The 23,105-nt window shown below is 38.1% G+C and carries 28 protein-coding genes, 1 pseudogene and 1 riboswitch; of the genes and pseudogenes, 7 read left to right on the top strand and 22 right to left on the bottom strand.

Going from position 1 to position 23,105, the window contains the following annotated elements:
- The first annotated feature begins 186 nt into the window (after positions 1-186).
- The 4 genes from LC091_RS07330 to LC091_RS07315 all read left to right on the top strand — a co-directional run bounded on the left by LC091_RS07330 (position 187) and on the right by LC091_RS07315 (position 3,495).
- On the top strand, positions 187-327 hold the full coding sequence (locus LC091_RS07330) for an aspartyl-phosphate phosphatase Spo0E family protein (protein ID WP_148986961.1): 141 nt from the start codon (positions 187-189) through the stop codon (positions 325-327).
- A 244-nt stretch (positions 328-571) separates the two neighbouring features.
- Positions 572-2,530 carry an alkyl/aryl-sulfatase gene (locus tag LC091_RS07325; protein ID WP_226681390.1) on the top strand — a complete coding sequence of 653 codons (1,959 nt, stop codon included), beginning with the start codon at positions 572-574 and terminating at the stop codon, positions 2,528-2,530.
- Positions 2,531-2,674: 144 nt separating this feature from the next.
- Positions 2,675-2,771: riboswitch (guanidine-I (ykkC/yxkD leader) on the top strand.
- Positions 2,772-2,839: 68 nt separating this feature from the next.
- Entirely contained in the window at positions 2,840-3,181 is a 342-nt protein-coding gene (locus LC091_RS07320) for a DMT family transporter (RefSeq protein ID WP_226681389.1), read from the top strand.
- Positions 3,181-3,495 (top strand): DMT family transporter, encoded by a 315-nt coding sequence (locus LC091_RS07315; RefSeq protein WP_226681388.1) that lies wholly within the window; start codon positions 3,181-3,183, stop codon positions 3,493-3,495. Before LC091_RS07320 ends, LC091_RS07315 begins: the two co-directional genes overlap by 1 nt.
- Positions 3,496-3,577: 82 nt before the next feature.
- On the opposite strand, the pseudogene LC091_RS07310 reads toward LC091_RS07315, so the two are convergent.
- The 3 genes and pseudogenes from LC091_RS07310 to LC091_RS07300 all read right to left on the bottom strand — a co-directional run.
- Positions 3,578-3,682, bottom strand: a pseudogene (locus tag LC091_RS07310) (cation:proton antiporter domain-containing protein); the annotation flags it as partial.
- A 153-nt stretch (positions 3,683-3,835) separates the two neighbouring features.
- The gene (locus LC091_RS07305) at positions 3,836-4,330 is read right to left on the bottom strand and encodes a hypothetical protein (RefSeq protein WP_226681387.1); all 495 of its coding nucleotides are present in this window, start codon (positions 4,328-4,330) and stop codon (positions 3,836-3,838) included.
- A 115-nt stretch (positions 4,331-4,445) separates the two neighbouring features.
- On the bottom strand, positions 4,446-4,739 hold the full coding sequence (locus tag LC091_RS07300) for an RNA polymerase alpha subunit C-terminal domain-containing protein (protein WP_226681386.1): 294 nt from the start codon (positions 4,737-4,739) through the stop codon (positions 4,446-4,448).
- Between the two features lie 176 nt (positions 4,740-4,915).
- Here LC091_RS07300 and LC091_RS07295 point away from each other — a divergent pair, with 176 nt between their 5' ends.
- Complete coding sequence (locus LC091_RS07295; RefSeq protein WP_168865873.1) at positions 4,916-5,197, top strand: hypothetical protein; 282 nt, start codon at positions 4,916-4,918, stop codon at positions 5,195-5,197.
- A gap of 133 nt (positions 5,198-5,330) precedes the next feature.
- Here the strand turns inward: LC091_RS07295 and LC091_RS07290 are convergent, their stop codons facing one another.
- The gene (locus LC091_RS07290; protein WP_226681385.1) at positions 5,331-6,317 is read right to left on the bottom strand and encodes a YhdH/YhfP family quinone oxidoreductase; all 987 of its coding nucleotides are present in this window, start codon (positions 6,315-6,317) and stop codon (positions 5,331-5,333) included.
- A gap of 105 nt (positions 6,318-6,422) precedes the next feature.
- Between LC091_RS07290 and LC091_RS07285 the strand changes: the two genes are divergently transcribed.
- Positions 6,423-6,842, top strand: a complete 420-nt coding sequence (locus tag LC091_RS07285; RefSeq protein WP_226681384.1) for a MarR family winged helix-turn-helix transcriptional regulator — start codon at positions 6,423-6,425, stop codon at positions 6,840-6,842.
- A 152-nt stretch (positions 6,843-6,994) separates the two neighbouring features.
- Here the strand turns inward: LC091_RS07285 and LC091_RS07280 are convergent, their stop codons facing one another.
- The 10 genes from LC091_RS07280 to LC091_RS07235 all read right to left on the bottom strand — a co-directional run bounded on the left by LC091_RS07280 (position 6,995) and on the right by LC091_RS07235 (position 16,410).
- A complete protein-coding gene (locus tag LC091_RS07280) occupies positions 6,995-7,159 on the bottom strand; it encodes a hypothetical protein (RefSeq protein ID WP_226681383.1) in 165 nt (54 codons plus the stop codon).
- 4 nt (positions 7,160-7,163) lie between these two features.
- Positions 7,164-7,316 carry a hypothetical protein gene (locus tag LC091_RS07275; protein ID WP_226681382.1) on the bottom strand — a complete coding sequence of 51 codons (153 nt, stop codon included), beginning with the start codon at positions 7,314-7,316 and terminating at the stop codon, positions 7,164-7,166.
- 26 nt (positions 7,317-7,342) lie between these two features.
- Positions 7,343-7,948 (bottom strand): hypothetical protein, encoded by a 606-nt coding sequence (locus LC091_RS07270; RefSeq protein ID WP_226681381.1) that lies wholly within the window; start codon positions 7,946-7,948, stop codon positions 7,343-7,345.
- A gap of 537 nt (positions 7,949-8,485) precedes the next feature.
- On the bottom strand, positions 8,486-10,285 hold the full coding sequence (locus LC091_RS07265; RefSeq protein WP_226681380.1) for an ABC transporter ATP-binding protein: 1,800 nt from the start codon (positions 10,283-10,285) through the stop codon (positions 8,486-8,488).
- 3 nt (positions 10,286-10,288) lie between these two features.
- Entirely contained in the window at positions 10,289-12,037 is a 1,749-nt protein-coding gene (locus LC091_RS07260) for an ABC transporter transmembrane domain-containing protein (protein ID WP_226681379.1), read from the bottom strand.
- Positions 12,038-12,453: 416 nt separating this feature from the next.
- Complete coding sequence (locus tag LC091_RS07255; protein WP_010193468.1) at positions 12,454-12,672, bottom strand: YneF family protein; 219 nt, start codon at positions 12,670-12,672, stop codon at positions 12,454-12,456.
- A 92-nt stretch (positions 12,673-12,764) separates the two neighbouring features.
- Positions 12,765-13,196 carry a sporulation inhibitor of replication protein SirA gene (gene sirA, locus LC091_RS07250; protein ID WP_226681378.1) on the bottom strand — a complete coding sequence of 144 codons (432 nt, stop codon included), beginning with the start codon at positions 13,194-13,196 and terminating at the stop codon, positions 12,765-12,767.
- Positions 13,197-13,360: 164 nt separating this feature from the next.
- Entirely contained in the window at positions 13,361-15,367 is a 2,007-nt protein-coding gene (gene tkt, locus LC091_RS07245; RefSeq protein WP_226681683.1) for a transketolase, read from the bottom strand.
- Positions 15,368-15,459: 92 nt separating this feature from the next.
- Positions 15,460-15,690 carry a DUF896 domain-containing protein gene (locus LC091_RS07240; protein WP_226681377.1) on the bottom strand — a complete coding sequence of 77 codons (231 nt, stop codon included), beginning with the start codon at positions 15,688-15,690 and terminating at the stop codon, positions 15,460-15,462.
- A 54-nt stretch (positions 15,691-15,744) separates the two neighbouring features.
- The gene (locus LC091_RS07235) at positions 15,745-16,410 is read right to left on the bottom strand and encodes a YneB family resolvase-like protein (RefSeq protein WP_226681376.1); all 666 of its coding nucleotides are present in this window, start codon (positions 16,408-16,410) and stop codon (positions 15,745-15,747) included.
- Between the two features lie 137 nt (positions 16,411-16,547).
- On the opposite strand from LC091_RS07235, the gene lexA reads away from it, so the two are divergent.
- Positions 16,548-17,159 (top strand): transcriptional repressor LexA, encoded by a 612-nt coding sequence (gene lexA, locus LC091_RS07230; RefSeq protein WP_226681375.1) that lies wholly within the window; start codon positions 16,548-16,550, stop codon positions 17,157-17,159.
- A gap of 43 nt (positions 17,160-17,202) precedes the next feature.
- Here the strand turns inward: lexA and LC091_RS07225 are convergent, their stop codons facing one another.
- The 8 genes from LC091_RS07225 to LC091_RS07190 form a co-directional block, all read right to left on the bottom strand.
- On the bottom strand, positions 17,203-17,829 hold the full coding sequence (locus tag LC091_RS07225; protein ID WP_226681374.1) for a DUF421 domain-containing protein: 627 nt from the start codon (positions 17,827-17,829) through the stop codon (positions 17,203-17,205).
- A gap of 55 nt (positions 17,830-17,884) precedes the next feature.
- Entirely contained in the window at positions 17,885-18,622 is a 738-nt protein-coding gene (locus tag LC091_RS07220) for a nucleoside hydrolase (RefSeq protein WP_226681373.1), read from the bottom strand.
- Positions 18,525-18,731 (bottom strand): nucleoside hydrolase, encoded by a 207-nt coding sequence (locus tag LC091_RS07215; RefSeq protein WP_226681372.1) that lies wholly within the window; start codon positions 18,729-18,731, stop codon positions 18,525-18,527. Before LC091_RS07215 ends, LC091_RS07220 begins: the two co-directional genes overlap by 98 nt.
- 68 nt (positions 18,732-18,799) lie before the next feature.
- Positions 18,800-19,033, bottom strand: a complete 234-nt coding sequence (locus LC091_RS07210) for a phage holin (protein WP_226681371.1) — start codon at positions 19,031-19,033, stop codon at positions 18,800-18,802.
- 20 nt (positions 19,034-19,053) lie between these two features.
- Entirely contained in the window at positions 19,054-19,455 is a 402-nt protein-coding gene (locus tag LC091_RS07205) for a hypothetical protein (protein WP_226681370.1), read from the bottom strand.
- A gap of 125 nt (positions 19,456-19,580) precedes the next feature.
- Positions 19,581-20,915, bottom strand: coding sequence for a type I glutamate--ammonia ligase (gene glnA, locus LC091_RS07200; RefSeq protein ID WP_226681369.1), 1,335 nt, complete (start codon positions 20,913-20,915; stop codon positions 19,581-19,583).
- A 69-nt stretch (positions 20,916-20,984) separates the two neighbouring features.
- A complete protein-coding gene (locus LC091_RS07195) occupies positions 20,985-21,389 on the bottom strand; it encodes a MerR family transcriptional regulator (protein WP_226681368.1) in 405 nt (134 codons plus the stop codon).
- Between the two features lie 442 nt (positions 21,390-21,831).
- On the bottom strand, positions 21,832-23,100 hold the full coding sequence (locus LC091_RS07190) for a methionine gamma-lyase family protein (protein WP_226681367.1): 1,269 nt from the start codon (positions 23,098-23,100) through the stop codon (positions 21,832-21,834).
- Positions 23,101-23,105 lie beyond the last annotated feature (5 nt).

Below are 23,105 nucleotides of genomic sequence, written 5' to 3'. Positions count from 1 at the left end.
ATATCTTTTTAACATTCTATGTCGAAACCGTGACAGTATTACCTAGTTATTTTTCACTAGTTTAACAATTATTAAAGTACCATTAACTTGAAATTTTTCTTTGTATTGCCTCCTAAATTCTAGTATAATGAGTTTACGAATTGGAAGAAGGAAGGGTACTCAACATTGGCTACTAAACACGAATTGATGGAACTAATTGAAAAAAAACGATCCGAACTGATTGATATTGTCGCAAAGTACGGAATGTCCTCTTCTAAAACATTAAAGCTCAGCCAGGAACTAGATACATTACTAAACAAGTATAACCATATCATCGTACCTAAATAATACATAGATTCTATATGAGCTTTTGACATTTATGAAACCCCTCCTCAAAAATGAGGAGGGGTTCTATTTTGGGATGGTTACAACACTTGCACTTCAAGATGCGTGCCATTGTGATTTGTGGTCAACAAATACGTTGTTTTAATAATTCTTTCTCCGTATTTATGAACCCTAAGTTCATGTTTTGTATCCCCCATGTATGAAGGGGAGTTCACCTGAATACTATGTTCAATGGAGGTGACAATTCATGGATCAAAACCATAATAAGAAGATAGAGGCGGAATTCACCCCTTTTCCCAAGAATGCTACGGAAAAAACAAAAAAAATTAACGAATTAATAAAAGAGAACCTGTCCTGGAAAAGACTGAAGATTGAACAGGAGTGGGCTACGAGAAATGTCCTGAAATGCGTCTCCCTCCCCGTTATCAAACCAGATGACTCGTTTTTTCCTGTTTGGGATTTAAAACGCTATGAATTCCTGTTGAAAGACAAACTTCCTTCATCCGTTAACCCGAAACTATGGTACCAGGGAAAATTAAATTTAAATGCTGGTCTTTTCCAAGTAACAGAAAACATTTACCAGGTTAGAGGATTTGATCTTGCTAACTTAAGTATTATTCGTGGAAATACAGGCTGGATTGTTATCGATTGTCTCACAAGCAGAGAAACAGCAGAGGCAGCTTTTGAATTAATTGACAGCTATTTCGGCAAGATCCCGATTAGTGCGATCATCTTTTCTCATTCCCACGTAGATCATTATGGTGGTGTTGATGGAGTCCTTAATAGCGGAACTACTGATGAAGTGAAAATTTATGCACCTAGTGGATTTTTAAGTGCAGCCTTGGAAGAGAATGTGACCGCTGGTGTTGCCATGTCAAGGCGAGGATTTTACATGTATGGTGAGGTGCTGCCTCGCGGAGAAAAAGGTCAAGTAGACAGCGGTATTGGAAAGTATGTATCCACTGGTGTGGTGACTTTAATCAATTCTGCTGAAGAAATTTCACCTTCCAAGGATGAATCCTATGTCGAGAAAGTTATTGATGGTGTAAGAATGCAATTCCAAATCACCCCGGATACAGAAGCTCCAGCTGAAATGAACATGTTTATCCCTGAAGAAAAAAGCCTTTGTATTGCAGAGAACTGTACAGCTTCGCTTCATAACATCTATACATTACGTGGAGCTGAAGTAAGGGACCCAGTCGCCTGGGCCAAATACATCCAACAGGCCATTGAGTTATTTGGGGAACAATTAACTTCTGTATTTGAAGTGCATAATTGGCCAAGGCATGGTAGAGAATACTGCATCGAATATATGGAAAAACAGCGAGACATGTACCAATATATCAATGATCAGACACTAAGGTTGATAAATCAAGGCTTCACGATCGATCAAGTAGGAAGAATGGTAACCTTTCCTGACAGTTTAAAAGACGAATGGTTTAACGGTTCATTTTATGGAACTGTCAACCATAATTCTAAAGCAGTATACCAAAAATATATGGGATGGTATAACGGAAACCCTGTCGATTTAAACAAACTGCTCCCGGAAGAGTCCTCCAAAAAATATGTGGATTATATGGGAGGAGAGGATGAAGTCATCAAAAAAGCCAAAGAATGCTTTAGAGAAGGTGATTACCAATGGGTAGCTGAAGTCACCAAGCACGTCATCTTCGCAAATCCTTCCAATAGGAAAGCAAAATACCTTTGTGCGGATGCTCTTGAGCAGCTTGGCTACATCGCAGAATCCGGGCCATGGCGTAATGAATATCTGATGGGGGCTCAAGAACTTCGTTACGGAATTATTCCAATACAGCGTTCTACTATTACAACAGAGGTATTAGATATAATGACATTCGAACAAGTGTTGAACATGTTGAGTATCCGTATCAACGGATTGATTGCTGGGGAGTATGACTTCAAATTGAACTTTATTATTCCGGATCGGGAAGAAAAAGCCTTAACGGAGGTCAAGCGTGGAATCTTTCGTTATTTATCTGATGAATTAAAAGAGGATCAAGTTACAGTCATCATGAGTAAAGAATCCTTATATGAGATAGCCACCACCAACAACCGTCCTTCTCCTTCTTCAGTTAAAGTGATTGGAGATATCAAAAAATGGCATCAATTTTTATGGGCACTTGATCAAATAGACACCGACTTTCCTATTATGACGCCTTTGAGAAAAAAAAGAACAAATGATTATTAATCGAGATATTCATACGATGGTTCTTTACCTTGTAATGCAAATAAACGCCGATACGGGTCCATATACACAAGTACAATGCTGTTTCCAAAACTTTAATCTTGAATAAATGTGAAATGTGTATATAATGTAAAGTAATTGCATAAGTAAAATGTTTTCTAGGGTTCCGCAACAAGTTGTTGGTCTGGTCCGAGAGAAAACTCACAGCTCTGCTGTGTCACGGAAGGATAAAAGCCTGGGAGAAACTGTTTTACAGTTATCTCCCAGGCTTTTTTGTATTTTGGGTATTAATAAACTTGGAGGTGTCTTTAGATGAATAAAGACTGGATGAAAGTATTTGTCGCTGCTTTTTTTGAGGTTTTTTGGGTAATTGGATTGAAACACGCTGAGGACTTTTGGACTTGGACTGGAACTGTTATTGCTATCTTCATTAGCTTCTACTTAATGATTATGGCCGGACGAAAACTTCCTGTAGGAACTGTCTATGCAGTTTTTGTTGGTCTAGGTACAGCAGGAACTGTCTTTTCTGAAATCCTATTCTTTGGAGAACCATTTAAAGTTGATAAAGCACTCTTGATTTTATTTTTATTAGTAGGAGTAATTGGATTGAAGTTAGTTACAACAGATAAAGTTAAAGAAGGCGGTGAATTCTAATGGCTTGGATTTCTTTAATCTTAGCAGGCTTATTTGAAATGTTTGGTGTTGCAATGATCAATAAACTTCATAATGATCGAAATTGGAAATCCATTGCTTTATTAGTTCTTGGTTTTGGCGCAAGTTTCATATTCCTAGCTTACGCAATGGAGACCCTACCTATGGGTACAGCTTATGCAATTTGGACAGGTATTGGTGCTTCTGGTGGTGCGTTATTAGGAATGTTTTTATATGGGGAATCCAAGGATTGGAAAAGATTAATTTTTATAGCCATGGTTCTAAGTGCTGCCGTGGGATTAAAACTTGTTTCATAAGATATATTTTATATGTAAAGGGGCATTATAGTTGGAATTTATCTTAATTCTTATCTTAATTTTATTATTTACAAAAATTGCTGGGAAGGATAATTCCTCCGATAGCTACGGCGAATGCTTGCTTCCAATTTTTCTTTAATTGATTTAGATCTGTTTCTAATCCAGCCATGAACATTAGTAATAAGACAGTTCATTACAAACACAAAATAAACGGCAAATTACAATGTAGTAACTTAAATTTTTAGTAGAATCAGAAAACAAATGTTTCAGTTCTATGCTTACAATAACTGAATGTTCGACGATAAGGTCAACCTGATAAGAATATATCTGGTTGACCAATTTATTTCACTAGTATTTTTTCTTTTAAAAATGTAAAAGCATATAAAAGCAAGGCATCAACCATAAACATATACATTAATTGAATTTTTTTCATTTTGACTAAAGAGAATATGTGTAATTTTTGTAGGTAATACCCCAAACCATAAGTAAACATTCCATCCACCATTACATTCAACAGCATATAGCGGAAAAAATCACCATATGTCCATTTTAATATCCACATAGAACCGACTAAAAACGGTCCCCACGTAAATGGAATTACCCAAGTCACCTTAGGAGAAAAGGCTTCATACCACCGCCACCATCTACGCTTTTTGGCGATAAAATTAACAAGCAGTACCACAAAAGAAATAAAAATACCAGATGGGAAGTATCGTTTGAAAGCATGCTTGCCTAACATAGGCACCAGAAACCAGGGAAGAATCATCATGACTAACGACATTGCCTTCGAATACTCTTGTATATCATTTTCACTTCCTCCTATTCCACCCAACAAGAATAATATCCCCAAGAATAGGAAAAATATAAAAATCAATAATCATAAATAACCCTTAATGTTAAGATACAGAAAATAAGAAATGATTTAATCCTTTAACCTCCACTACTTCACCTCAATTAGTTTTAAATGAAAAGCCCTCTTCCCTTAATGCAGCCCTTAGTTTAGGTAAAGAAGCTGGTCCCATACCGTGTAATTGCAATATCTCTTGCTCCGTATATTTAGCTAGTTGCTCTAAAGTCATAATGTCCTTGTTTTCTAAAGCCCGTCTTGCTGGTGCTCCAAGTAGTGAAAGAAAGCCACTGTCGGTTCTACGGCCCTCTTCACAAATTGGACATATTGGACAATCACTACTTTTATAATATTGGTGCCCTTTGTCACAAGTTCGCAAGGATTTTGTAGTTCTCATAAGTACATGCCCCTTCTCTTCAGATAATATTATTAACTATCCATATTTTATCAAATGTATGTTGAATTACACTCCTTAGGTAACAAGGAGTGTTTTTTTGCAAGGAGAGTAAAAATTTCCGCATAGCAAATAATAAAATTGATTTCACTTTCAAACAACAAGGAGTTTTCATAATAATGAAGAAATCAATGCTTTTACTTGCGTCTGTTCTTTTCTCATTAAGTGTACTTACTGCATGTAATATGGGGAATAACGAGCCTGATAATGGACCGGAGGATGTAAACTACCGCCCTGTCCGCTATGACCGTGATCTTGATCGTGATTTGAACAGAGGTCTTGATATAGATACAGACCCAAGAGATGTGAAAGAACCTGGTGAGCGTGATACTCCGTATAACATGGATGAAGAAGAGCCGGACTTGGACGAAGAGCCGTCCGAAGAGCGACGCGGAAGATAATTTTAGAAAAAGCCCCATCAAAAGGGGCTTTTCCATGCAAACCTCTCCAATGTAAATAACTTTTATTTATACTAATGAAAATATCGTAAAGATAAAAAAAGTAGAGCGAGAACCGTACACATTACTTTCTACCTTAAATCTTTATAATAGTCCTTCCTAAATGCTGACCATTTTTAACCGCTTCAATGGTATCAGGTAAGTCATTTAGTGTAATTTCATTCACTAAAGATGTTTTTGAGATGTTCCATTCTTTCGCTATTTTCTCCCAAATATAACCTCGTTTGTGAATAGGCACATTTACTGAATCAATTCCTAGAAGGTTAATACCTCTTAGGATAAACGGCAACACGGTTGAAGTTAGTTTAATACCACCAGCGTTTCCGCACATACTCATGCTTCCGCCATAAGCAATATGCGGAAGCAATCTAGAAGCTACCTCTCCTCCGACTGTATCCAACACAAAATCATACTTTTGTTTATCAAGTGGCTTTTTTTGCTCTCCTAACTCACTTGCAAAAATGACATCTGTAGCGCCTAAAGATTTTGCTACCTCTTCTTGGTGTTCTTTTCGAACCAATGCACTGATATTCTTGTAGCCAATTTTCGAAAGGATTTGGAGTGCAATGCTTCCGACTCCGCCAGTTGAACCCGTGACTAAAATTCTTGGATTATTATTTATATCCATACCGTTCTTTTCTAGAGCCATGATGGAGAGAGCTGCTGTAAAACCTGCTGTACCAAAAACCATCGCATCTCTTAGTGTTAAGTTGTCTGCTAAAGGAACAATCCAATCAGCAGGTACTCTAGCATACTCTGCAAACCCTCCAGTATGACTCATTCCCATTTGAAAACCTGTAACGACAACTTTCTGTCCTTCTGTGTAACGGTTATCGGATGTTTGAACAATCGTACCACTTAAATCAATGCCAGGAATCATTGGATAATTTCTTATAACGCCTCCATTTTTTTGTACAGCAAGCATATCCTTGTAATTGATCGAAGAATATTCGACTTTGATCAAAACCTCACCGTCAGAAAGACTGTTAAGATTAACATTCTCTACACCATAATTTACTTGTTCTTCGTTCTCTTTTACTACAATAGCCTTGAAATTATCCACCACTATCCACTCCCTTTACTTTGCCACAAAATATTTTTGCACCAAAAGTATTTTAAAACAAAAACTAACATGCTATTATAGTAATTGTCAAATGGAGGAGATTATATGGAATTAAAAGATTGCATGAACTTCTTACTCAGTGTAAGCCAGAATAAAGTGTTCAAATATTTTAGCAAGCTCTTAGAGGTACATGGCGTAACCCCTGCTCAATATGGTGTATTAAATTGTTTATGGAAAGAAGGACAATTATCCCCTAAACAAATTGGAGCTATGGTGTATTTGGAAGCCCCTACTATATCGGGAATATTAGACAAAATGCAAAAAGCAAACCTGATAGATCGTACGGTAGATCCAAACAACCGTAGAAATGTTTTAGTAACTGCAACTCCAAAATCATACGAAATGAGAGAAAAAGTAGAAGCTGCAACAAGTGACATGAATAATAAGGTTCTGCAAAACTTTACAGATAAGGAAAAGGACGATCTAAAAAAAGCATTAGAAACCATCATAAAAACTGATTTCTAATCTTCAGGCGTTTACGGTTAAAAGTAATGTTTGAACAATACACGCAAGATAATTTCATTGACTACCTTTTGTACAAGCTATCGATCATTTTTATTTAGTTACACCGCATTTGAGCTATTAATGGATAAGGTTACAGCGACTGGTTCTGACTCTCAGACAAAACTAATGAAATAATCATCCTTATCTAACTTTACAACTTGAGATAAATCTTCCATTCGATTCTGAAGAATCTCTACTTCCAAAATGTCATCTAACATTCTGGGGACATAGTTGTCACAAAGATACATATGTACACAATCTGTATATGTAAATCCCATATTTTCATACATTGGAGTTCCTTCTTCTGTCGCTAATAGAACCGTATAGATTTATTGATTGTTTTAATAACAGGTTAACGATAAGTAATAATACTGCAGTGGCAGAGCCTAAAATGAAAAGTGAACGCTGATCATTGTTGTTCCAAGATCGCGCCATTTTCATGAATAGACAAAATAAATCATTTAAAACTTTATCCCAGTTTTTTCGGTAATATCATCACTAATTATTCCAACGCCTTTTATCTTTCCGTTTTTTACATCTGGTTGAACAGAAGGGTTTAATGGATAAGTTTCCCCATTGAACGTTAACTCTTTATAACTTGGTGTTATACCACCACCTGCAACATACATAATAAGATTTTTCCAACCATTTGTCATTTTCTCTTGAATAATGATAGGAGTTCTTACTAAACTGAACTTTGATACAAGTTTATATTCATCATCAACTTCTTGAAAAATAACTCCACTGCAACCACCCGTTCCACAAACATAAGGTCCTGACAAATAAACAAATGTTTCAGGCTTATTATCATTATTAAGATCTATTCTATTATAATAATATTTAATATTATGTTCACCGCGTTTTAAATTATATACTTTGCTAAACGCTTCTTCCAATTCAATATCCCGTTCTGTTTCTGATTTAATATAGGTTATGTTACTTAAATCAAACTGACTATGTTGAGTATCTTGGGAGGCATATACTATAATGTCTTTCATTCCGAAAGATGAGCTTGACAATAACAATGATAGTAGTAAAAATGTGTATTTTATTTTCAATTCGTTCACCACTTTCTATTGAATCATTTAATCAATAGGCTATCCAAAATACGCTTTTCAACACAAACAAATTCAAAAATTTTAAAGTCATCCTCAATTACACTCCGTTATCAGAATAAATTAAAGTCACCTAATAATTGATTATGAAAATTTAGATAATCTTTTAACGTTTTAATTTTGGATGGGGAGTCCTTCTCAAATGGGTTCTTTATCTTGCTCTTTTATTTATTACTAATTATTTCATAATATAAGGATTCCTTCTATTTATATATTTAGTCCATATAAAAACGAGCACTGATCCTTGTTGCAGGATCGCACCCTTTAATGGAATAAATTATTATTATTCAGCATTTCCTTAATGGATAAATCCTGTTAGCTTCAAAAAAAATAAAATTATATGCAATCTCTTATTCCATATAATTGGCCCTCTTGTTGGTTGAATACTCCACTCTTCAAACCTCATAAAATTAGGTCCATACCTCTAGTTAACAGTAAAACAAACAGACTAATTCCTATGAAGAAACTAGTCTGCTATTTACTCTTTATTTAAGGGTGAGTTAGTGCATCTTCCACCTTATCTGGCTTTCCATTTTGTAGAAGATACATTTTGAAATACAAGCCTTCTATATTAAGTAATTCTTGATGCGTGCCTCTTTCCACGATTTCACCTTGATGCAGAACAAGAATTTGGTCTGCGTCTTGAATGGTGGAAAGACGGTGGGCAATCGCGATGGTTGTACGTCCTTTTCTCATTTTTTCGAGGGCCGTCTGTATTGCTTCTTCTGTTTCGGTGTCAATGTTGGCGGTTGCCTCGTCTAGAACCAGGATCTTTGGTTTGGTTGCGATGGTCCGTGCGAATGCCACAAGCTGCCTTTGCCCGCTTGAGAAAGTCGCCCCTCTTTCCACTACCAACTGGTCATATTGGTCAGGAAGCTTCTTGATAAATGAGTCTGCCTGAACGAATTCAGCGGCTGCTTTTATCTCTTGATCTGTAATGGATGGATCATGCAAGCGAATATTATGATTGATCGTCCCGTAGAACAGAAATGGATCTTGTAGAACAAGCCCCATATTTTTACGAAGCTCCTGATTTTCGAAATACTTCAGTGGGAACCCATCAACAAGAACTTCCCCTTTTTCAATCTGATAGAATCTCATTAATAGATTAATGATAGAACTTTTTCCGCTCCCGGTGTGGCCAACCAATGCTACTGTTTCTCCAGGCTTCGCTGTAAAAGATATGTCTTTTAATACTTCTCGTTTTCCATCATAAGAGAAGGTTACGTTTTTAAATTCTATTTCTCCAGAGGTTATGGTCGGTGAGCTAAGCGATTGTTCTGCAATTGGTGCTAGTTCTTTTTCATCAAGCAAAGAGAAGACCCTTGAAGCAGAAACAATAGCTTGCTGGTACATAGAAAGCCTCATCATCATTTGATTCACTGGTTCAAAGAATCTCCCGAGGTAATTAACAAACGCATATAGGACACCTATTTCTATTACATTGCCAATGGAAGATATGCCAAAATAGCTCAAAACTAATATTAGAGACAGTACATAAACAAAATCAATCGCTGGTCGCAGCAAAAGTCCATCAAGCTTAATATTCTTGACCCCAGCTTGGTAGTGCGCCTCATTTATTTCTGCGAATTCTTTGCGAAGGCGTTTCTCTTGTCGAAAAACTTGAATGATAGACATCCCTTGTAAGGATTCATTCAGTTTCGCATTTAACTGGCTTAACCTTTCCCTCATGTCGGCATAAAATCGGGAGCTGAAATGGCGATAAGTCGCCATAATCGCGAAAATGATCGGAATGATAAGCATGCAAAAAATGGCTAGTTGTACATTTAAGAGAAACATTGCAATAAAGATACCTATTAAGAATACCCCGTTTTGGACGAATGTCGAAATAACACTTACAAACATATCTTTTATGGCCTCTGTATCGTTTGTGACTCTTGATACGATACTACCTCCTGGCGTTTTATCAAAAAATTTCAAACCCAGACGTTGTACTTTGGCAAATATATCAATCCTTAGCTCTTGAATGATTTTTAACGAAATCTCTTGAAACTTTAGAAGCTGAAAGTAAGTAATGATTACTTTTGCGAACAGTATACCGATATAAAGAGCAGCTAAGGTTATGATTGGTCCTGTTTCCATCACTTGAGGGGTTAAGTAATCATCAATGAACACTTTAATAATCAACGGCCCTACAATTTCCCCTACAGTTGCCAGCACGAGTAAGGTAAAAGCGAAAGTAAATTGTTTTGTATGAGGCTTGGCGTATCCCAATAACCTCTTTAATACCTGTCTTTGTTCTTTTGCTGTAATTGTCTGATTGTTCATCTTCTAACCCCCATGCTCCACAAGGGATTCTAAAGCCTGACGGTGGTACATTTCCTTATACCAACCATCCTCTTCCATCAGTTGCCCATGTGTACCCTTCTGCACAATGTGACCATTTTCTAATACGATAATTATTTGTGCATGCTGGATGGCACTTAAGCGATGAGAGGTAATAATCGTCGTTTTCCCTTGACGATTTTCCTTTAGAGCACGCAAGATGCCCTCTTCTGTCTTTGCGTCCACAGCGGAAAGCGAATCATCGAGTATTAAAATTTCCGGATCCATTAATAATGCTCTAGCAATGGATAATCGTTGTTTTTGACCACCCGACAAGGAAACCCCACGCTCTCCAACCATCGTTTGATACCCGTCCGTAAATTGAATAATATCCTCATGGATGTTTGCGAGTTTTGCTGCTTGAATGATCTCTTCAAATGATGCATCTGGAACTGCAAAAGCAATATTGTCAGCTATGGTTGCAGAGAAAAGAAAATGGTCCTGAGGTACATATCCGATTGCTTTTCGGAGTGCTTCTAAGGAATAATGACGAATTGGTATACCACCAATCAGAATGTTTCCTTGTATGCCATCAAATTCTCTGATCAACATTTTTAGTAAAGTGGTCTTCCCGCTACCTGTTTTCCCTACCACCCCGAGCGTCTGTCCTTGTTTCAACTGGAGATGAATATCTTTTAACAGTGCTTCTTCCTCTGTTGGATATGTAAACGTCTGCACACTGTATTCAATATTACCTGTAGGGATTGTTTCAATTGAGTTTGGCTCATCTTTAATATCTACTTCCTCTTTCATAAGCGCTGACACGCGATCATAAGAAGCCCTGCCCCGTTCGACGATGTTGAAAAGCCATCCAAACGCAAGCATTGGCCAAATTAATAAGCCTAAGTAAGTGGTAAATGCAATTAACTCACCAATAGTCAGTTCACCTGTCATGACATACCTTGAGCCAAAAGCGATAGCAAGAAAAAAGGAGATTCCAATAATTAGCCCGATTGTAGGATCAAAAAGTGAGTCTATTTTTGCTACCGTAACATTCTTTTTCACCACATCTTCTGCCTGTTTTTCAAACTCTTCAATTTCCTCTTTCTCTTGTCCGAAGGTTTTGACCACTTTAATTCCATTTACACTCTCTTGCACTTTATCATTTAGGGATGAAAAGGCTGCCTGTGCTTTATGAAACGTTTTGTGAAGCAGTGTACCGTAGTAGTTGGTTGCTATAGCCATGATTGGCAGTGGAATTAGACAGATCAAAGTAAGTTTCCAACTAATTGTTGCTGCCATGGCAATTAATACGAAGCCGCCAGTCATTAATGAGTCGACTAGAGTTAAAACTCCTGCACCGGCAGTCTGTTGAATGGCTTGTAGGTCATTGGTCGAGTGGGCCATCAAATCCCCTACACGTCTGCGTTGATAAAAGCTTGCCGACATCTTCGTGAAGTGCTCATACAAATTATTACGGAGTAATCTGGCAAGCCTGACCGCAGGGCCGAAAATCAGTATTCGCCAGAGATAACGCAAGATATAAACAATGACGGCGGTACCGAGAAGAACCAGCATCAGTCGGAGAATCCTTTCCCTTGTTAGAGTACCTTCCACAATATTATCAACCGTCATTCCTACGATTCTTGGCGGAATGAGTTCTAAGAACGCTACAAAGGCAAGAAGCAGCACCCCAGGTATGTAAGACTTACGTTCCTGCTTAAAAAACCACCAAAGGTCTTTAAAAATACTCATCGTCTTTCCCCCGATTTTTATATCTATGTTCAACTATAACAGTTTAGCAAATATTCAAATTTTTAGGAAGATACTTTTGAAGAGAATTATTTTGTTCAAAAAAAAGGTTTTCTCTTTCTAGTTTATGGCTTTTATGATCACTGGCTTTATTTGCTGCTACTGAATATGTTACCGTTGACCAATAAATTTGCTCCCTGACTAAGAAATGAAACGCATTCACATTTTTTTGATGTCATTTTGCGTTTCATACAACCGCAATGATACGCTTTTCTAGTCTGTTTTTCACATTCCGCGCCTTTAGCTGTACTTAATAAACCTAAAAGAACAAAAATAGCTATTATCCAACAGCTTCTTCATTAAAAACAATTTCTTACCAAAACAATAAGAAAAAGCACCCATAGTGAGTGCTTTTTCATTTATTTCATTTGTTTATTCATTGCAGACATCATCTGATTAATTTTCTTTTGGGATGGTTTCATTCCCATTTGCATCATCATCACACGAAGCATTTGCTCATTAATTGGTGGATTTTTCTTTAAGTAAGTCATCATGTACTTACGAGCGATGAAAAATCCTAGTGCAACCCCAGCAATCAATGCTAGAACTACAATAAGAATCCAAATCCATGTTTCCATTAAAAAATTTCCTCCTCAAAACTAGGTCTACCAATGTAGTGTACTAAACTAGAACCTATTATACAACATTTTCCGATAGATTTCTCCACCAATTAAACAAATTTTCTCTGTTTAATTGGTTGGAGCCATCCATAGCGATTTGAGCTGGAGTCTATTGCAAGAAAGTATGGAGCTTGTTTACGAATAATTTCAAAGAAGATTGCCTCTGCTTCAAATGATCCCGTCGAAGAAAGCTTTAAGTACTTTTCGAAAATGGAAAGCTTTGCCGTGGAATCTTCTTTCTCTATTTTATGCTGATAGGCTACCCGTTTGTAACCTTCCTTATTCTTTAAAGCCTGCTCTAATGATTGTTGAAGTGGAAAGGTCGGGACTGGAAGCGTAACATAATCCACTTGCCGTTTAATAATGGAATGAAGTGGTTCCTCTTGTTCGTATTGCTGAAAAAGCTGGAAAAGTTTTAACTCATTACCTGAGTAATGTTTAGCTACTTCTTCCTCTATCAGATAAATCATATATTCGCGCAAACGAAACCCTCCTATCACTTCTTTTCTTTTATTATAGAGAAAAAGAGAGCCGAGTTTTGTCTTATAGTGTTGTTGGCAAGGGGCTATTTTTAGCAAGTTTTGTCGAATATGAAAAAAAGTGAGCATTGCCTTAGTATTAGGCAATACTCACTCCACTTAATTACTTATTTATCTAATAACGCTTTAACACGAGCAACTACATTTTCCGTAGTAAATCCGTATTCTTTCATGATTCGCTCTCCTGGTGCCGATGCGCCAAATCCGTTGATAGCGAGGATATCACCTTCATCTCCAGTATAACGCTCCCACCCTAGTGGAGTAGCCATTTCAATTCCAAGGCGTTTTTTCACGTCTTTTGGTAATACAGAGTTTTTGTATTCTTGGGATTGTTGTTCAAAACGATCCCATGAAGGCATACTTACTACCGAAACATGAATGCCTTCTTGTTGTAATGCTTTTTGAGCATCCACAGCAAGACCAACTTCAGAACCTGTCGCAAGGATAAGTGCATCCGCTGTTTCTTTTCCAGCTTTAGAAATAACGTAAGCCCCTTTACGTACACCTTCAAGTGCAGTCTCATCTGTTCCTTTAATAGTAGGAAGGTTTTGACGAGTTAACACAAGAGCTGTTGGTGTCTTTTCGGATTCTAATGCCACTTTCCATGCTGCAGCAGTTTCGTTACCGTCTGCAGGACGAATAACGCATAGGTTAGGCATTGCACGTAATGATGGAAGTTGTTCAATTGGCTCATGTGTAGGTCCATCTTCCCCTACTGCAATGGAGTCATGCGTGAACACGTATGTTACAGGCAACTGTTGAAGCGCTGCTAATCGGATAGCAGGACGCAAGTAGTCGGAGAATACAAAGAACGTTCCACCGTATACTTTTAAACCGCCATGTAACGCCATACCGTTCATAGCTGCACCCATTCCAAATTCACGAACACCAAACCAAATATTGCGTCCACTGTAATCTTCAGCAGTGAAGTCAGCTTCGTTTTTAATATTTGTTTTGTTTGAACCAGCCAAGTCAGCAGATCCACCAAAGAAGGAAGGTACTTGTTTGGCAATTGCATTTAGAACCTCACCAGAAGAAGCACGGGATGCTAAGCTTTTCCCTTCCTCATAAACAGGAATCTCCGAATCCCATCCTTCAGGAAGTTCACCTTTCATCGCTGCTTCAAGTTGTTTCCCAAGCTCTGGGTATTTTGTTTTATATGCATCAAATAGCTCATTCCATTCCGCTTCCACTTTTGCTCCTTTATCTGCAACTGTTTCACGGAAATGCGTGTATACTTCTTCTGGAACATGGAAGTCGTTCTCAAATGTCCATTTATATGCTTCTTTTGTTAATTTCAATTCATCTGCACCAAGAGGAGCACCATGAACGTCCGATTTACCTGCACGGTTTGGTGAACCGTAACCAATAGTAGTTTTCACTTCAATCATGGTTGGGCGGGAAAGGTCGCTTTGAGCTTTTTCGACCGCAGCTGCAATCTCTTCTAAATTGTTTCCATCTTCCACGCGGATATATTGCCATCCGTATCCTTTGAAACGCGTTTCAATGCTTTCAGAGAAGGAACGATCCAAGTCACCATCAAGCGAGATATCATTAGAATCGTAAAGAACAATAAAACGGCCCAATTTCAAGTGGGATGCTAGAGAAGCAGCTTCTCCAGATACACCTTCCATTAAGTCTCCATCTCCACAAATGCTATATGTAAAATGATTTACAAGTTCCATATCTTCTTTGTTATATGTAGCTGCCAAATGGCGTTCTGCCATTGCCATACCTACCCCCATCGCAATACCTTGTCCAAGAGGACCAGTAGTTGCATCTACACCAGGAGTATGTCCAAATTCAGGATGTCCTGGAGTTTTGCTTCCCCATTGACGGAATTCTTTCAAATCATTCATGGAAACGTCATATCCGCCTAAATGTAAAAGACTATAAAGCAACATGGACCCGTGACCCGCAGATAGTACAAAGCGGTCTCTATTGAACCAGTTTGGATTCTTTGGGTTATGGTTCATAAATCTTGTCCATAAAGAATACCCCATAGGTGCTGCGCCCATTGGCATACCTGGATGGCCTGAGTTTGCTTTTTCAATTGCATCGATAGATAGTGTACGAATTGTGTTAATGGAAAGTTGATCTATATGTTGTGTCATCTTGTCCATCCTTTCTCTCTTTAACTTATTTTTACATGGAAAAATTCTATTTTATCATAAATAGTATGTTCCAGTGTTCTAAAAAAAAGCGTTTAATGCTTTAAATTCTTTTTTGTTTCTTTTAATTTGTCAGGCGTAACATCATTTCCTTCCGGATCCACGATTGTTACCCCTTGAAGAGTATTCTCCATAGAAGCTCGGAATGTCTTAATATATTCCTGTCGAAGCTTTTGTTGTTCCACTGTTTCTTCCTTTGTAAGCCCTTCGCTTTTGGCCTTTTTGGAAAGTACGTTAATTCTTGCGATTTTTTCTTTTGGTAACATAGATAACTCCTTCTTTCTTCCTTGTGAAGATATGCTTTTATCTTACTAGAGCGGTTATTTTTTTACAAGCAAACCGCTGTCATTATCCTCTATATACTCACGATACCTTCTATTAACAGTAGCCTTCGAAACCTCATATCCAAGTCCTCTTAATGTGGCAGCGATTTCATGAAAAGTTAATTTGTTATTACGAAGCCTGACTATCTCTTCAATCGGCACCTCAATCTTACCGCGGCCAGGGCTCATATGGAGGTTTGTCAGATTTTTTGTAGGGTCATATCCTCTTTTAACCGCCCGTTGCATGCCTCTTTTGATTTTTAAATTATGTAGCTTTCTTTGGTATTCCTCAACAATTGCCACAATATCCATAACCATCGAATCAGAATCAGATAACCTCAATTCTCCATTATCCGTTATAGAAAAGATCTTTATTTCATGTTTTCTTAACCAATGTAAAAAAGCAATTTTTGCATTGCCTCTGCCAAGCCTTGTTTCATCCTGAATTAGAAGGACATCAATATGCTCACTTGAAATAAGCTCGATTATTTGAAAAACCCCATCACGATCCAAGTCATAACCGCTTGCTTGCTCCTCCACTATATCGATAATTTCTATACCACGATGTGCCGCTAAGGAAACTAATTCTTCCCTCTGACGGGACAGTGACGTTTCTTGTGTGTCTTTTTTAGTACTCACCCGACAATAAATAATACCTTTCATGTATAATTCCTCCACGATTCTTTTAAACTATTATTATCAAGCGAACGTATATTCTTGTCAATAATTCGAACTTATGTTTGTATTTTTACCCAAATCATGCTATACTATCACTAATATAAATGATAGAGGTGCGGAATATGAAACTATCAAAAAGGCAACAGGACATATTAGATTACATAAAAAAAGAAGTCCAAGCAAAAGGTTATCCACCTTCTGTCCGTGAAATTGGAGAAGCTGTTGGACTTGCTTCAAGTTCCACTGTACACGGTCATCTTGCACGACTTGAAAGTAAAGGCCTCATACGCCGGGACCCTACTAAGCCAAGAGCTATTGAAATCATGGAAGACGAGATGGTACCAAAAATATCTGCAGTCAATGTACCAATTATCGGTAAAGTCACCGCCGGCCAACCAATAACAGCCATCGAGAACGTAGAGGACTACTTTCCACTTCCTGATCGCTATATTTCGCCAGACGAGCAAGTGTTCATGCTTGAGGTTATGGGGGACAGTATGATCGAAGCCGGTATCCTTGATGGAGATTATGTCATCGTGCGTCAACAGCAGTCTGCCAACAACGGAGACATCGTCGTTGCCATGACCGAAGAGGATGAGGCTACTGTCAAACGCTTCTTTAAAGAAAAAGACTATATTCGATTACAACCTGAAAACTCTACATTAGAACCGATTATTGTACGTAATGTAAGTATTCTTGGGAAAGTGATTGGTGTGTATCGTAATATCCACTAAAAAAAGCCGACTTTCGGCTTTTTTATTTTCCAAAACAATTAATTTAATCAAGTTTTTCATCAGGACTTTCTTTTAATGTGTGCTTTCCATTTTTGACTTCCGTAAATAAATTCCCCTCTCCCACGTTGTTGGATACATGGCTTGGTTTGCATGAGGGGTCTATCATTATTTTTAGAAGCTGAATCTCTTGAAAAAGGAGGTTCCATTCCTTCCTGGTTACAGACTTTGCTTGTTCGGTTAATTCAAATCCTAGCTGTCCATTTGGTTCAAGTGTGGCCCACTTCACATCGCTTATGCTCGAAATACTATTTTGTCTTAGTTTCATCTCTAGTTGATCATTGGTAAACCTTAACTTTTTCAATGTATCTTCATTTAATTTTCCGTTTTCAATTAATATTTTGGATTTACCTGTAATTAATTTTTCAAAAATATCTGACTTTAATTGCAAAAGCTCCATTAGTACTAGTGTTACCACCAGTGTTATCCCCACACCAAATGTCACCCAGATACTCTTCCCAGCCAAAGGTTGAATTAACAGTGAACCTATCCCTATCATTATCACCACTTGAGCCAATGTCATTTGGGATATAGACTTTCTTCCTGCAATTCTTAGTAAAAATGTTCCAATAAACGTGATTAAAACCGCTTTCCAGATCCAGTTTAAATCCATTGCCATATCACCCCGCTGAGATACTATGTCCTTATAATTATCACATTATCTTATTTTATTCAGCAGGCATTTCAACTTTTGCATAATCAAGCAAGCTCTCCACCACCGCCAAGTTAACACAAATAAAGTCTTTAATAAAGTGATTATAATTAAAATCCATTGCTATATAATGCTCTCGGTCCGGCTCTTTGTAGACCATTCTAAAATCCGCTATACTCTGCCCTCTGTTTCCATCAACAATAGCAACCCTCACATCCCTTTTGACTGTATACGTATTATCCTTATTTAATAAATAATATAGGGTAAAAACATCGTGCAATGGTGAACCGTCAATACCCGGCATTACCTGATCATAAAATGTAGCATAATAATTCGTAACTTCTGGTATTAATGTTTTGTACGGACTATTTGTATGATTAAAAGTGTACGTTGCTATATCACTTGTCACTATTGCTCTGTCTGTTACATTGAGTGGGGTAATATACACTTTTTGCGCTTTATTCAAAATAACATATGTAGCATTTGGATCTCCCCAGAAGTTGGCTTCGGCAACATCAGTTACGTTACCTGGTACCATAAACACTCCCCCATAAGATATAAGATATACTTCTTTAACCTGTTCCATTAGTTCAGGGCGGAGATTAAAAGCAAAAGCTAGGGATGTTTGTCTTCCTACATTCACAATCACGATATCTTCAATATTTTCCTCGATGATTACCGGAATATCCGATCTTCCTGCAAGTTCGTTCCAACAAATACGCTGAATTCTTTGTTGCGCCAAAAACAGAAACATTTCCATCCCCTGTACCGATTCCCATTACTTCGATTTCTGAATGTAGCAATGCATATATAATTGCTATTGAGTCGTCAATTCCGGGATCTGCGAAAAGGAGAATTTTCATAGTAAACACACTCCAACAATTTTTAAGGTCAGAAACGAGAAAAAACCAAGGCAATTACCTCGGTCTTTTTACTTAGTTCTACTCCTAGCTTTCTTTGTCCAGTCATTGTCTTTCCACCAGGCAATAAGTGCAGCAACAGAAGTCCAAACTAAGCTAAATAATTGCTCTAACTGTTCTTCAGAAAAAGGCAGGGGTGATTTACCATAGACTACGAGAAGTTGGTTTACAAGAGCAAAAACAAGAAACACTATACGGAACCAAGCACCTTTAGAAACCGGCCTTATCTGATTTTGTTCTGACATCTAACTATCCCCTTAAGAATTTATTTTGGCGTAAGCGGCTTCACTGATATTGCCAAGGATGAATTGGTAACCAAACAACCTTCAAGATCCTCTTCTTTAATGAGATTTAGTTGGATGGCTGCTTTAATTTTCGCATCATCAGGCTTCTTGACTGTTTTTATCAATTCAGTCATTTTTAAAGCCTCAAGCTTGTGAATGGTTTCATCAGAGTATTTTTCTGATTTTCTCACCTGTCTTTGCAGCTTGTAACCTCCCATCACAATTTCTGCTTTTTCATCTTCTCCAAAGCTTTTGTTAAAATATAGATGAAAGCGCTCCTTTAATTCTTCCATCTGCTGCTCTATTTCTTTCTTTTGTTTATTACACTCATAATACCTTTCAATCATTTCTGCCGTTACAGTAGGCTGATTCACCTTTGCCATTTAGCCACTCCCTTGTACACTTACTACTAAAGCTTATTTGTTTTAAGCGGATATTATGACAGGACAAAAATCACAAAACATAAAAAAACCTTCGCAACGAAAATGTGCGAAGGTTTTTTTATGTCTTAGTACTGAGTTAAATATTGATCTCTCTCCCATGGGTGAACCTGTGTGCGGAACATATCCCACTCGATCTCTTTTGCTTCAATGAAGTGCTCAAGTAAATGCTCTCCTAGAGCAGCTTGAATTACTTCATTGGACTTTAATTCATCAAGTGCTGCAGCAAGTGTTGCTGGAAGGTCAGCGATACCAGCAGCGACACGTTCTTCTTTGTTCATCACATAGATGTTGCGGTCGATTGGTTTTGGAGCTTCTAGTTTATTCTTAATTCCGTCAAGACCAGCTTGCAGTAATACCGCCATAGCAAGGTATGGGTTAGCTGCAGGGTCTACACTACGAACTTCTACACGAGTGGAAATTCCACGAGAAGCCGGAATACGGATTAATGGGCTACGGTTACGAGCGGACCAAGCAACATAACAAGGTGCTTCGTATCCAGGTACAAGACGCTTATAAGAGTTTACAGTAGGGTTTGTTACTGCTGTGAACGCTGTCGCGTGCTTGATGATACCTGCGATAAAGTGTCTTGCAGTGTCACTTAATTCTAAGTCACCGTTAGCATCGTAGAACGCATTTTCGCCGTCTTTAAATAGTGAAAGGTTACAGTGCATACCAGAACCGTTCACTCCGAAAAGTGGTTTAGGCATGAATGTTGCGTGTAATCCGTGCTTACGAGCGATTGTTTTTACAACAAGTTTAAACGTTTGGATGTCATCACAAGCTTGTATTGCGCTTGCATATTTGAAATCAATTTCATGCTGTCCAGGTGCTACTTCATGGTGAGATGCTTCAATCTCAAATCCCATTTCTTCAAGCTCAAGAACGATATCACGGCGGCAGTTTTCACCAAGGTCCGTTGGAGCCAAGTCGAAATATCCACCTTTATCATTTAACTCTAATGTCGGCTCGCCTTTTTCATCTAATTTAAATAGGAAGAACTCTGGCTCTGGTCCAAGGTTGAAATCGGAAAATCCTAGGTCTTCCATTTCTTTTAACATACGTTTCAAGTTTGCACGAGGGTCTCCATCAAATGGAGTTCCATCTGGGTTATAAATGTCACAGATGAAACGTGCAACTTTACCTTTTTCAGAAGTCCAAGGGAATACTACGAATGTATCAAGATCAGGGTATAAGTTCATGTCAGATTCTTCAATACGAACAAAACCTTCGATGGAAGATCCGTCAAACATCATCTTGTTATCTAACGCTTTCTCCAATTGACTTACAGGAATTTCTACGTTTTTGATTGTTCCAAGGATATCCGTGAATTGAAGACGGATGTATTTTACATTTTCCTCCTGGACGATACGTTTAATGTCCTCGTGTGTGTACTTAGCCATAAATAAGTTCCTCCTCAAAATTTTTACTATTATAGTTTTAATAAAAACTTACCAAAAAACTCAAAAAAATTAATGGAAAAATCGGGACATATCTCCTTGACGAAGACTAGTTCGATTATATCTTCCCGCTTGCATCATTTCAGCACGCAATAGCTTGCGCAGTTGATCATCCGACAGTTCTGGCTTAGCAGCCTCTTTCGTCACTTCTTCGGAAGGAACATCATGGTGCTGTTGCTTGACTGCCATTAACTGTTTGATGCCAGCTATGTTCACTTTTTGTTCAATGAGGTTTTTGATATCTAATAGAGTATCGACATCATTGAAAGAAAAAAGTCGGCGATTGCCTTCTGAACGAGCCGGAAATACAAGCCCATTTTCTTCATAATATCGGATTTGTCGAGCTGACAATTCCGTTAGTTGCATGACAATTCCTATTGGAAATAATGGCATCGAACGTCTAATATTGTCACTCACTACAAATCCTCCTTTCATCATTTCCTATGAAGTTACTCTTAGTTTATGCGATGTTAGATAATCTGTCAAGGAGATGTTAGGTTTTCTTACATCGTTTTTTATTTAATAAGAATAATTAGGTGAAATGAGGAATGTAGTCTATGTAATAGGGATAATTGGTCCCCTTTATCTATAACCCGTTCCGTACATTTAAAAACATACTGTATTTTAAGTTAGCTCTTTTTGTGCTCGAGCTAAAATAATTATGAAGACACTTTCAACCCAAATTTGATCTTGGAAGTGTCTTCATGCAGCTTATGAAAGCACTCTCAACTTAAAATCCTACCCGTTAATGTCTTCATCCCACTAATGAAGACACTCTCAACTCAAATCCCCACTCAAGATAGTCTTCATAACCGATAAAAACAAAAAAGCCCAGGGTTACCCCTAGACTCCTAAAAAATCAACTATCCAATAACCCCTTACTAATCAAATGATCCACCGCACTACAAACAGCAATCTTAACATGCGAATATGTCAAGCCACCTTGAACATATGCCACATACGGGGCTCTGATTGGACCATCTGCAGTAAGCTCAATACTTGCACCCTGAATAAACGTTCCTGCAGCCATTATGACATCATCTTCATAGCCAGGCATGTAGTTCGCATATGGCGTAACGTGGGAATTGACAGGTGATGCATATTGGATTGCCTGACAGAAGGCAATCATTTTATCTTTATCATCAAATTGCACAGATTGAATCAAATCGGTACGGTGCGCATCCCAGCTTGGGGAGGTATTCATCCCGAGTTCTTCTAAAAATGCAGCAGTGAACATGGCGCCCTTCAAGGCTTGTCCAACCACATGTGGTGCAAGGAAGAAACCTTGATACATTTCTTGCAGACTGTAAAGACTCGCGCCGGCCTCTGCACCAATTCCAGGTGAAGTCATCCGATAGGAGCAAGCTTCCACCAACTCTTTTTTCCCAACTATGTATCCGCCTGTTTTAGCGATACCACCACCAGGATTCTTAATCAAAGAACCTGCCATTAAATCTGCCCCAACATGGCATGGTTCTTCAAGCTCCACGAATTCTCCGTAGCAGTTGTCTACAAAAACAACCACATCTGGTTTAATTTCCTTAACGAAACGAATCATTTCTTTTATTTCTTCAATAGTAAATGACGGTCTTGTGGCATACCCTTTTGAGCGTTGGATCCCGATCATTTTAGTAGAAGGCGTTATCGCATTGCTGACAGCTTCCCAGTCAATTCCGCGGTTATTTTTAAGGTCAATTGTTTTGTAACCGATGTTGTATTCTTTTAAAGAACCTACACCACTTCCACGAATTCCCACAATTTCTTCTAAAGTATCGTATGGCTTTCCAGTGATATAAAGTAGTTCATCTCCTGGCCTTAACACACCGAACAGCGCAATCGAGATGGCATGTGTGCCTGAGATGATTTGAGGACGCACTAGTCCCGCTTCCCCGCCGAATACTTCCGCATAGATTTTCTCAAGTGTGTCTCGTCCAATGTCATCATATCCGTATCCAGTAGATGGGATGAAATGAGAATCACTTACACGATTCTCCTGAAAGCTTTTTAAAACGCGGAATTGATTGGTTTCCACGCCCGCATCCACTTCCCGAAAACCTTCTTGAAGTTTTTCTTCTATTTTACGTACAATCGGTTCAATGACTTCCCCATGCTGTAATAAATGGAACATTTGAA

Origin of the sequence: Sutcliffiella horikoshii (assembly GCF_020524325.1) — a bacterium.
Taxonomy (GTDB): domain Bacteria; phylum Bacillota; class Bacilli; order Bacillales; family Bacillaceae_I; genus Sutcliffiella_A; species Sutcliffiella_A horikoshii_D.
Note: the sequence above shows the minus strand (reverse complement) of the source record. Positions and strands in the feature narration are given on the sequence as shown.

Coding starts and splice junctions, on each gene's coding strand:
- LC091_RS07225 (WP_226681374.1), bottom strand. CDS start 17,829: ATGGATTTAAACTGGATCTGGAAAGCGGTTTTAATCACGTTTATTGGA.
- LC091_RS07215 (WP_226681372.1), bottom strand. CDS start 18,731: ATGAAAATTCTCCTTTTCGCAGATCCCGGAATTGACGACTCAATAGCA.
- LC091_RS07285 (WP_226681384.1), top strand. CDS start 6,423: ATGGAATTAAAAGATTGCATGAACTTCTTACTCAGTGTAAGCCAGAAT.
- LC091_RS07330 (WP_148986961.1), top strand. CDS start 187: ATGGAACTAATTGAAAAAAAACGATCCGAACTGATTGATATTGTCGCA.
- LC091_RS07260 (WP_226681379.1), bottom strand. CDS start 12,037: ATGAGTATTTTTAAAGACCTTTGGTGGTTTTTTAAGCAGGAACGTAAG.
- LC091_RS07265 (WP_226681380.1), bottom strand. CDS start 10,285: ATGAACAATCAGACAATTACAGCAAAAGAACAAAGACAGGTATTAAAG.
- LC091_RS07275 (WP_226681382.1), bottom strand. CDS start 7,316: ATGGCGCGATCTTGGAACAACAATGATCAGCGTTCACTTTTCATTTTA.
- LC091_RS07190 (WP_226681367.1), bottom strand. CDS start 23,100: ATGTTCCATTTATTACAGCATGGGGAAGTCATTGAACCGATTGTACGT.
- LC091_RS07235 (WP_226681376.1), bottom strand. CDS start 16,410: ATGAAAGGTATTATTTATTGTCGGGTGAGTACTAAAAAAGACACACAA.
- LC091_RS07220 (WP_226681373.1), bottom strand. CDS start 18,622: ATGTTTCTGTTTTTGGCGCAACAAAGAATTCAGCGTATTTGTTGGAAC.
- glnA (WP_226681369.1), bottom strand. CDS start 20,915: ATGGCTAAGTACACACACGAGGACATTAAACGTATCGTCCAGGAGGAA.
- tkt (WP_226681683.1), bottom strand. CDS start 15,367: ATGACACAACATATAGATCAACTTTCCATTAACACAATTCGTACACTA.
- LC091_RS07210 (WP_226681371.1), bottom strand. CDS start 19,033: ATGTCAGAACAAAATCAGATAAGGCCGGTTTCTAAAGGTGCTTGGTTC.
- LC091_RS07300 (WP_226681386.1), bottom strand. CDS start 4,739: ATGAGAACTACAAAATCCTTGCGAACTTGTGACAAAGGGCACCAATAT.
- LC091_RS07280 (WP_226681383.1), bottom strand. CDS start 7,159: ATGGGATTTACATATACAGATTGTGTACATATGTATCTTTGTGACAAC.
- LC091_RS07325 (WP_226681390.1), top strand. CDS start 572: ATGGATCAAAACCATAATAAGAAGATAGAGGCGGAATTCACCCCTTTT.
- LC091_RS07315 (WP_226681388.1), top strand. CDS start 3,181: ATGGCTTGGATTTCTTTAATCTTAGCAGGCTTATTTGAAATGTTTGGT.
- LC091_RS07295 (WP_168865873.1), top strand. CDS start 4,916: ATGAAGAAATCAATGCTTTTACTTGCGTCTGTTCTTTTCTCATTAAGT.
- LC091_RS07205 (WP_226681370.1), bottom strand. CDS start 19,455: ATGGCAAAGGTGAATCAGCCTACTGTAACGGCAGAAATGATTGAAAGG.
- LC091_RS07255 (WP_010193468.1), bottom strand. CDS start 12,672: ATGGAAACATGGATTTGGATTCTTATTGTAGTTCTAGCATTGATTGCT.
- lexA (WP_226681375.1), top strand. CDS start 16,548: ATGAAACTATCAAAAAGGCAACAGGACATATTAGATTACATAAAAAAA.
- LC091_RS07240 (WP_226681377.1), bottom strand. CDS start 15,690: ATGTTACCAAAAGAAAAAATCGCAAGAATTAACGTACTTTCCAAAAAG.
- LC091_RS07320 (WP_226681389.1), top strand. CDS start 2,840: ATGAATAAAGACTGGATGAAAGTATTTGTCGCTGCTTTTTTTGAGGTT.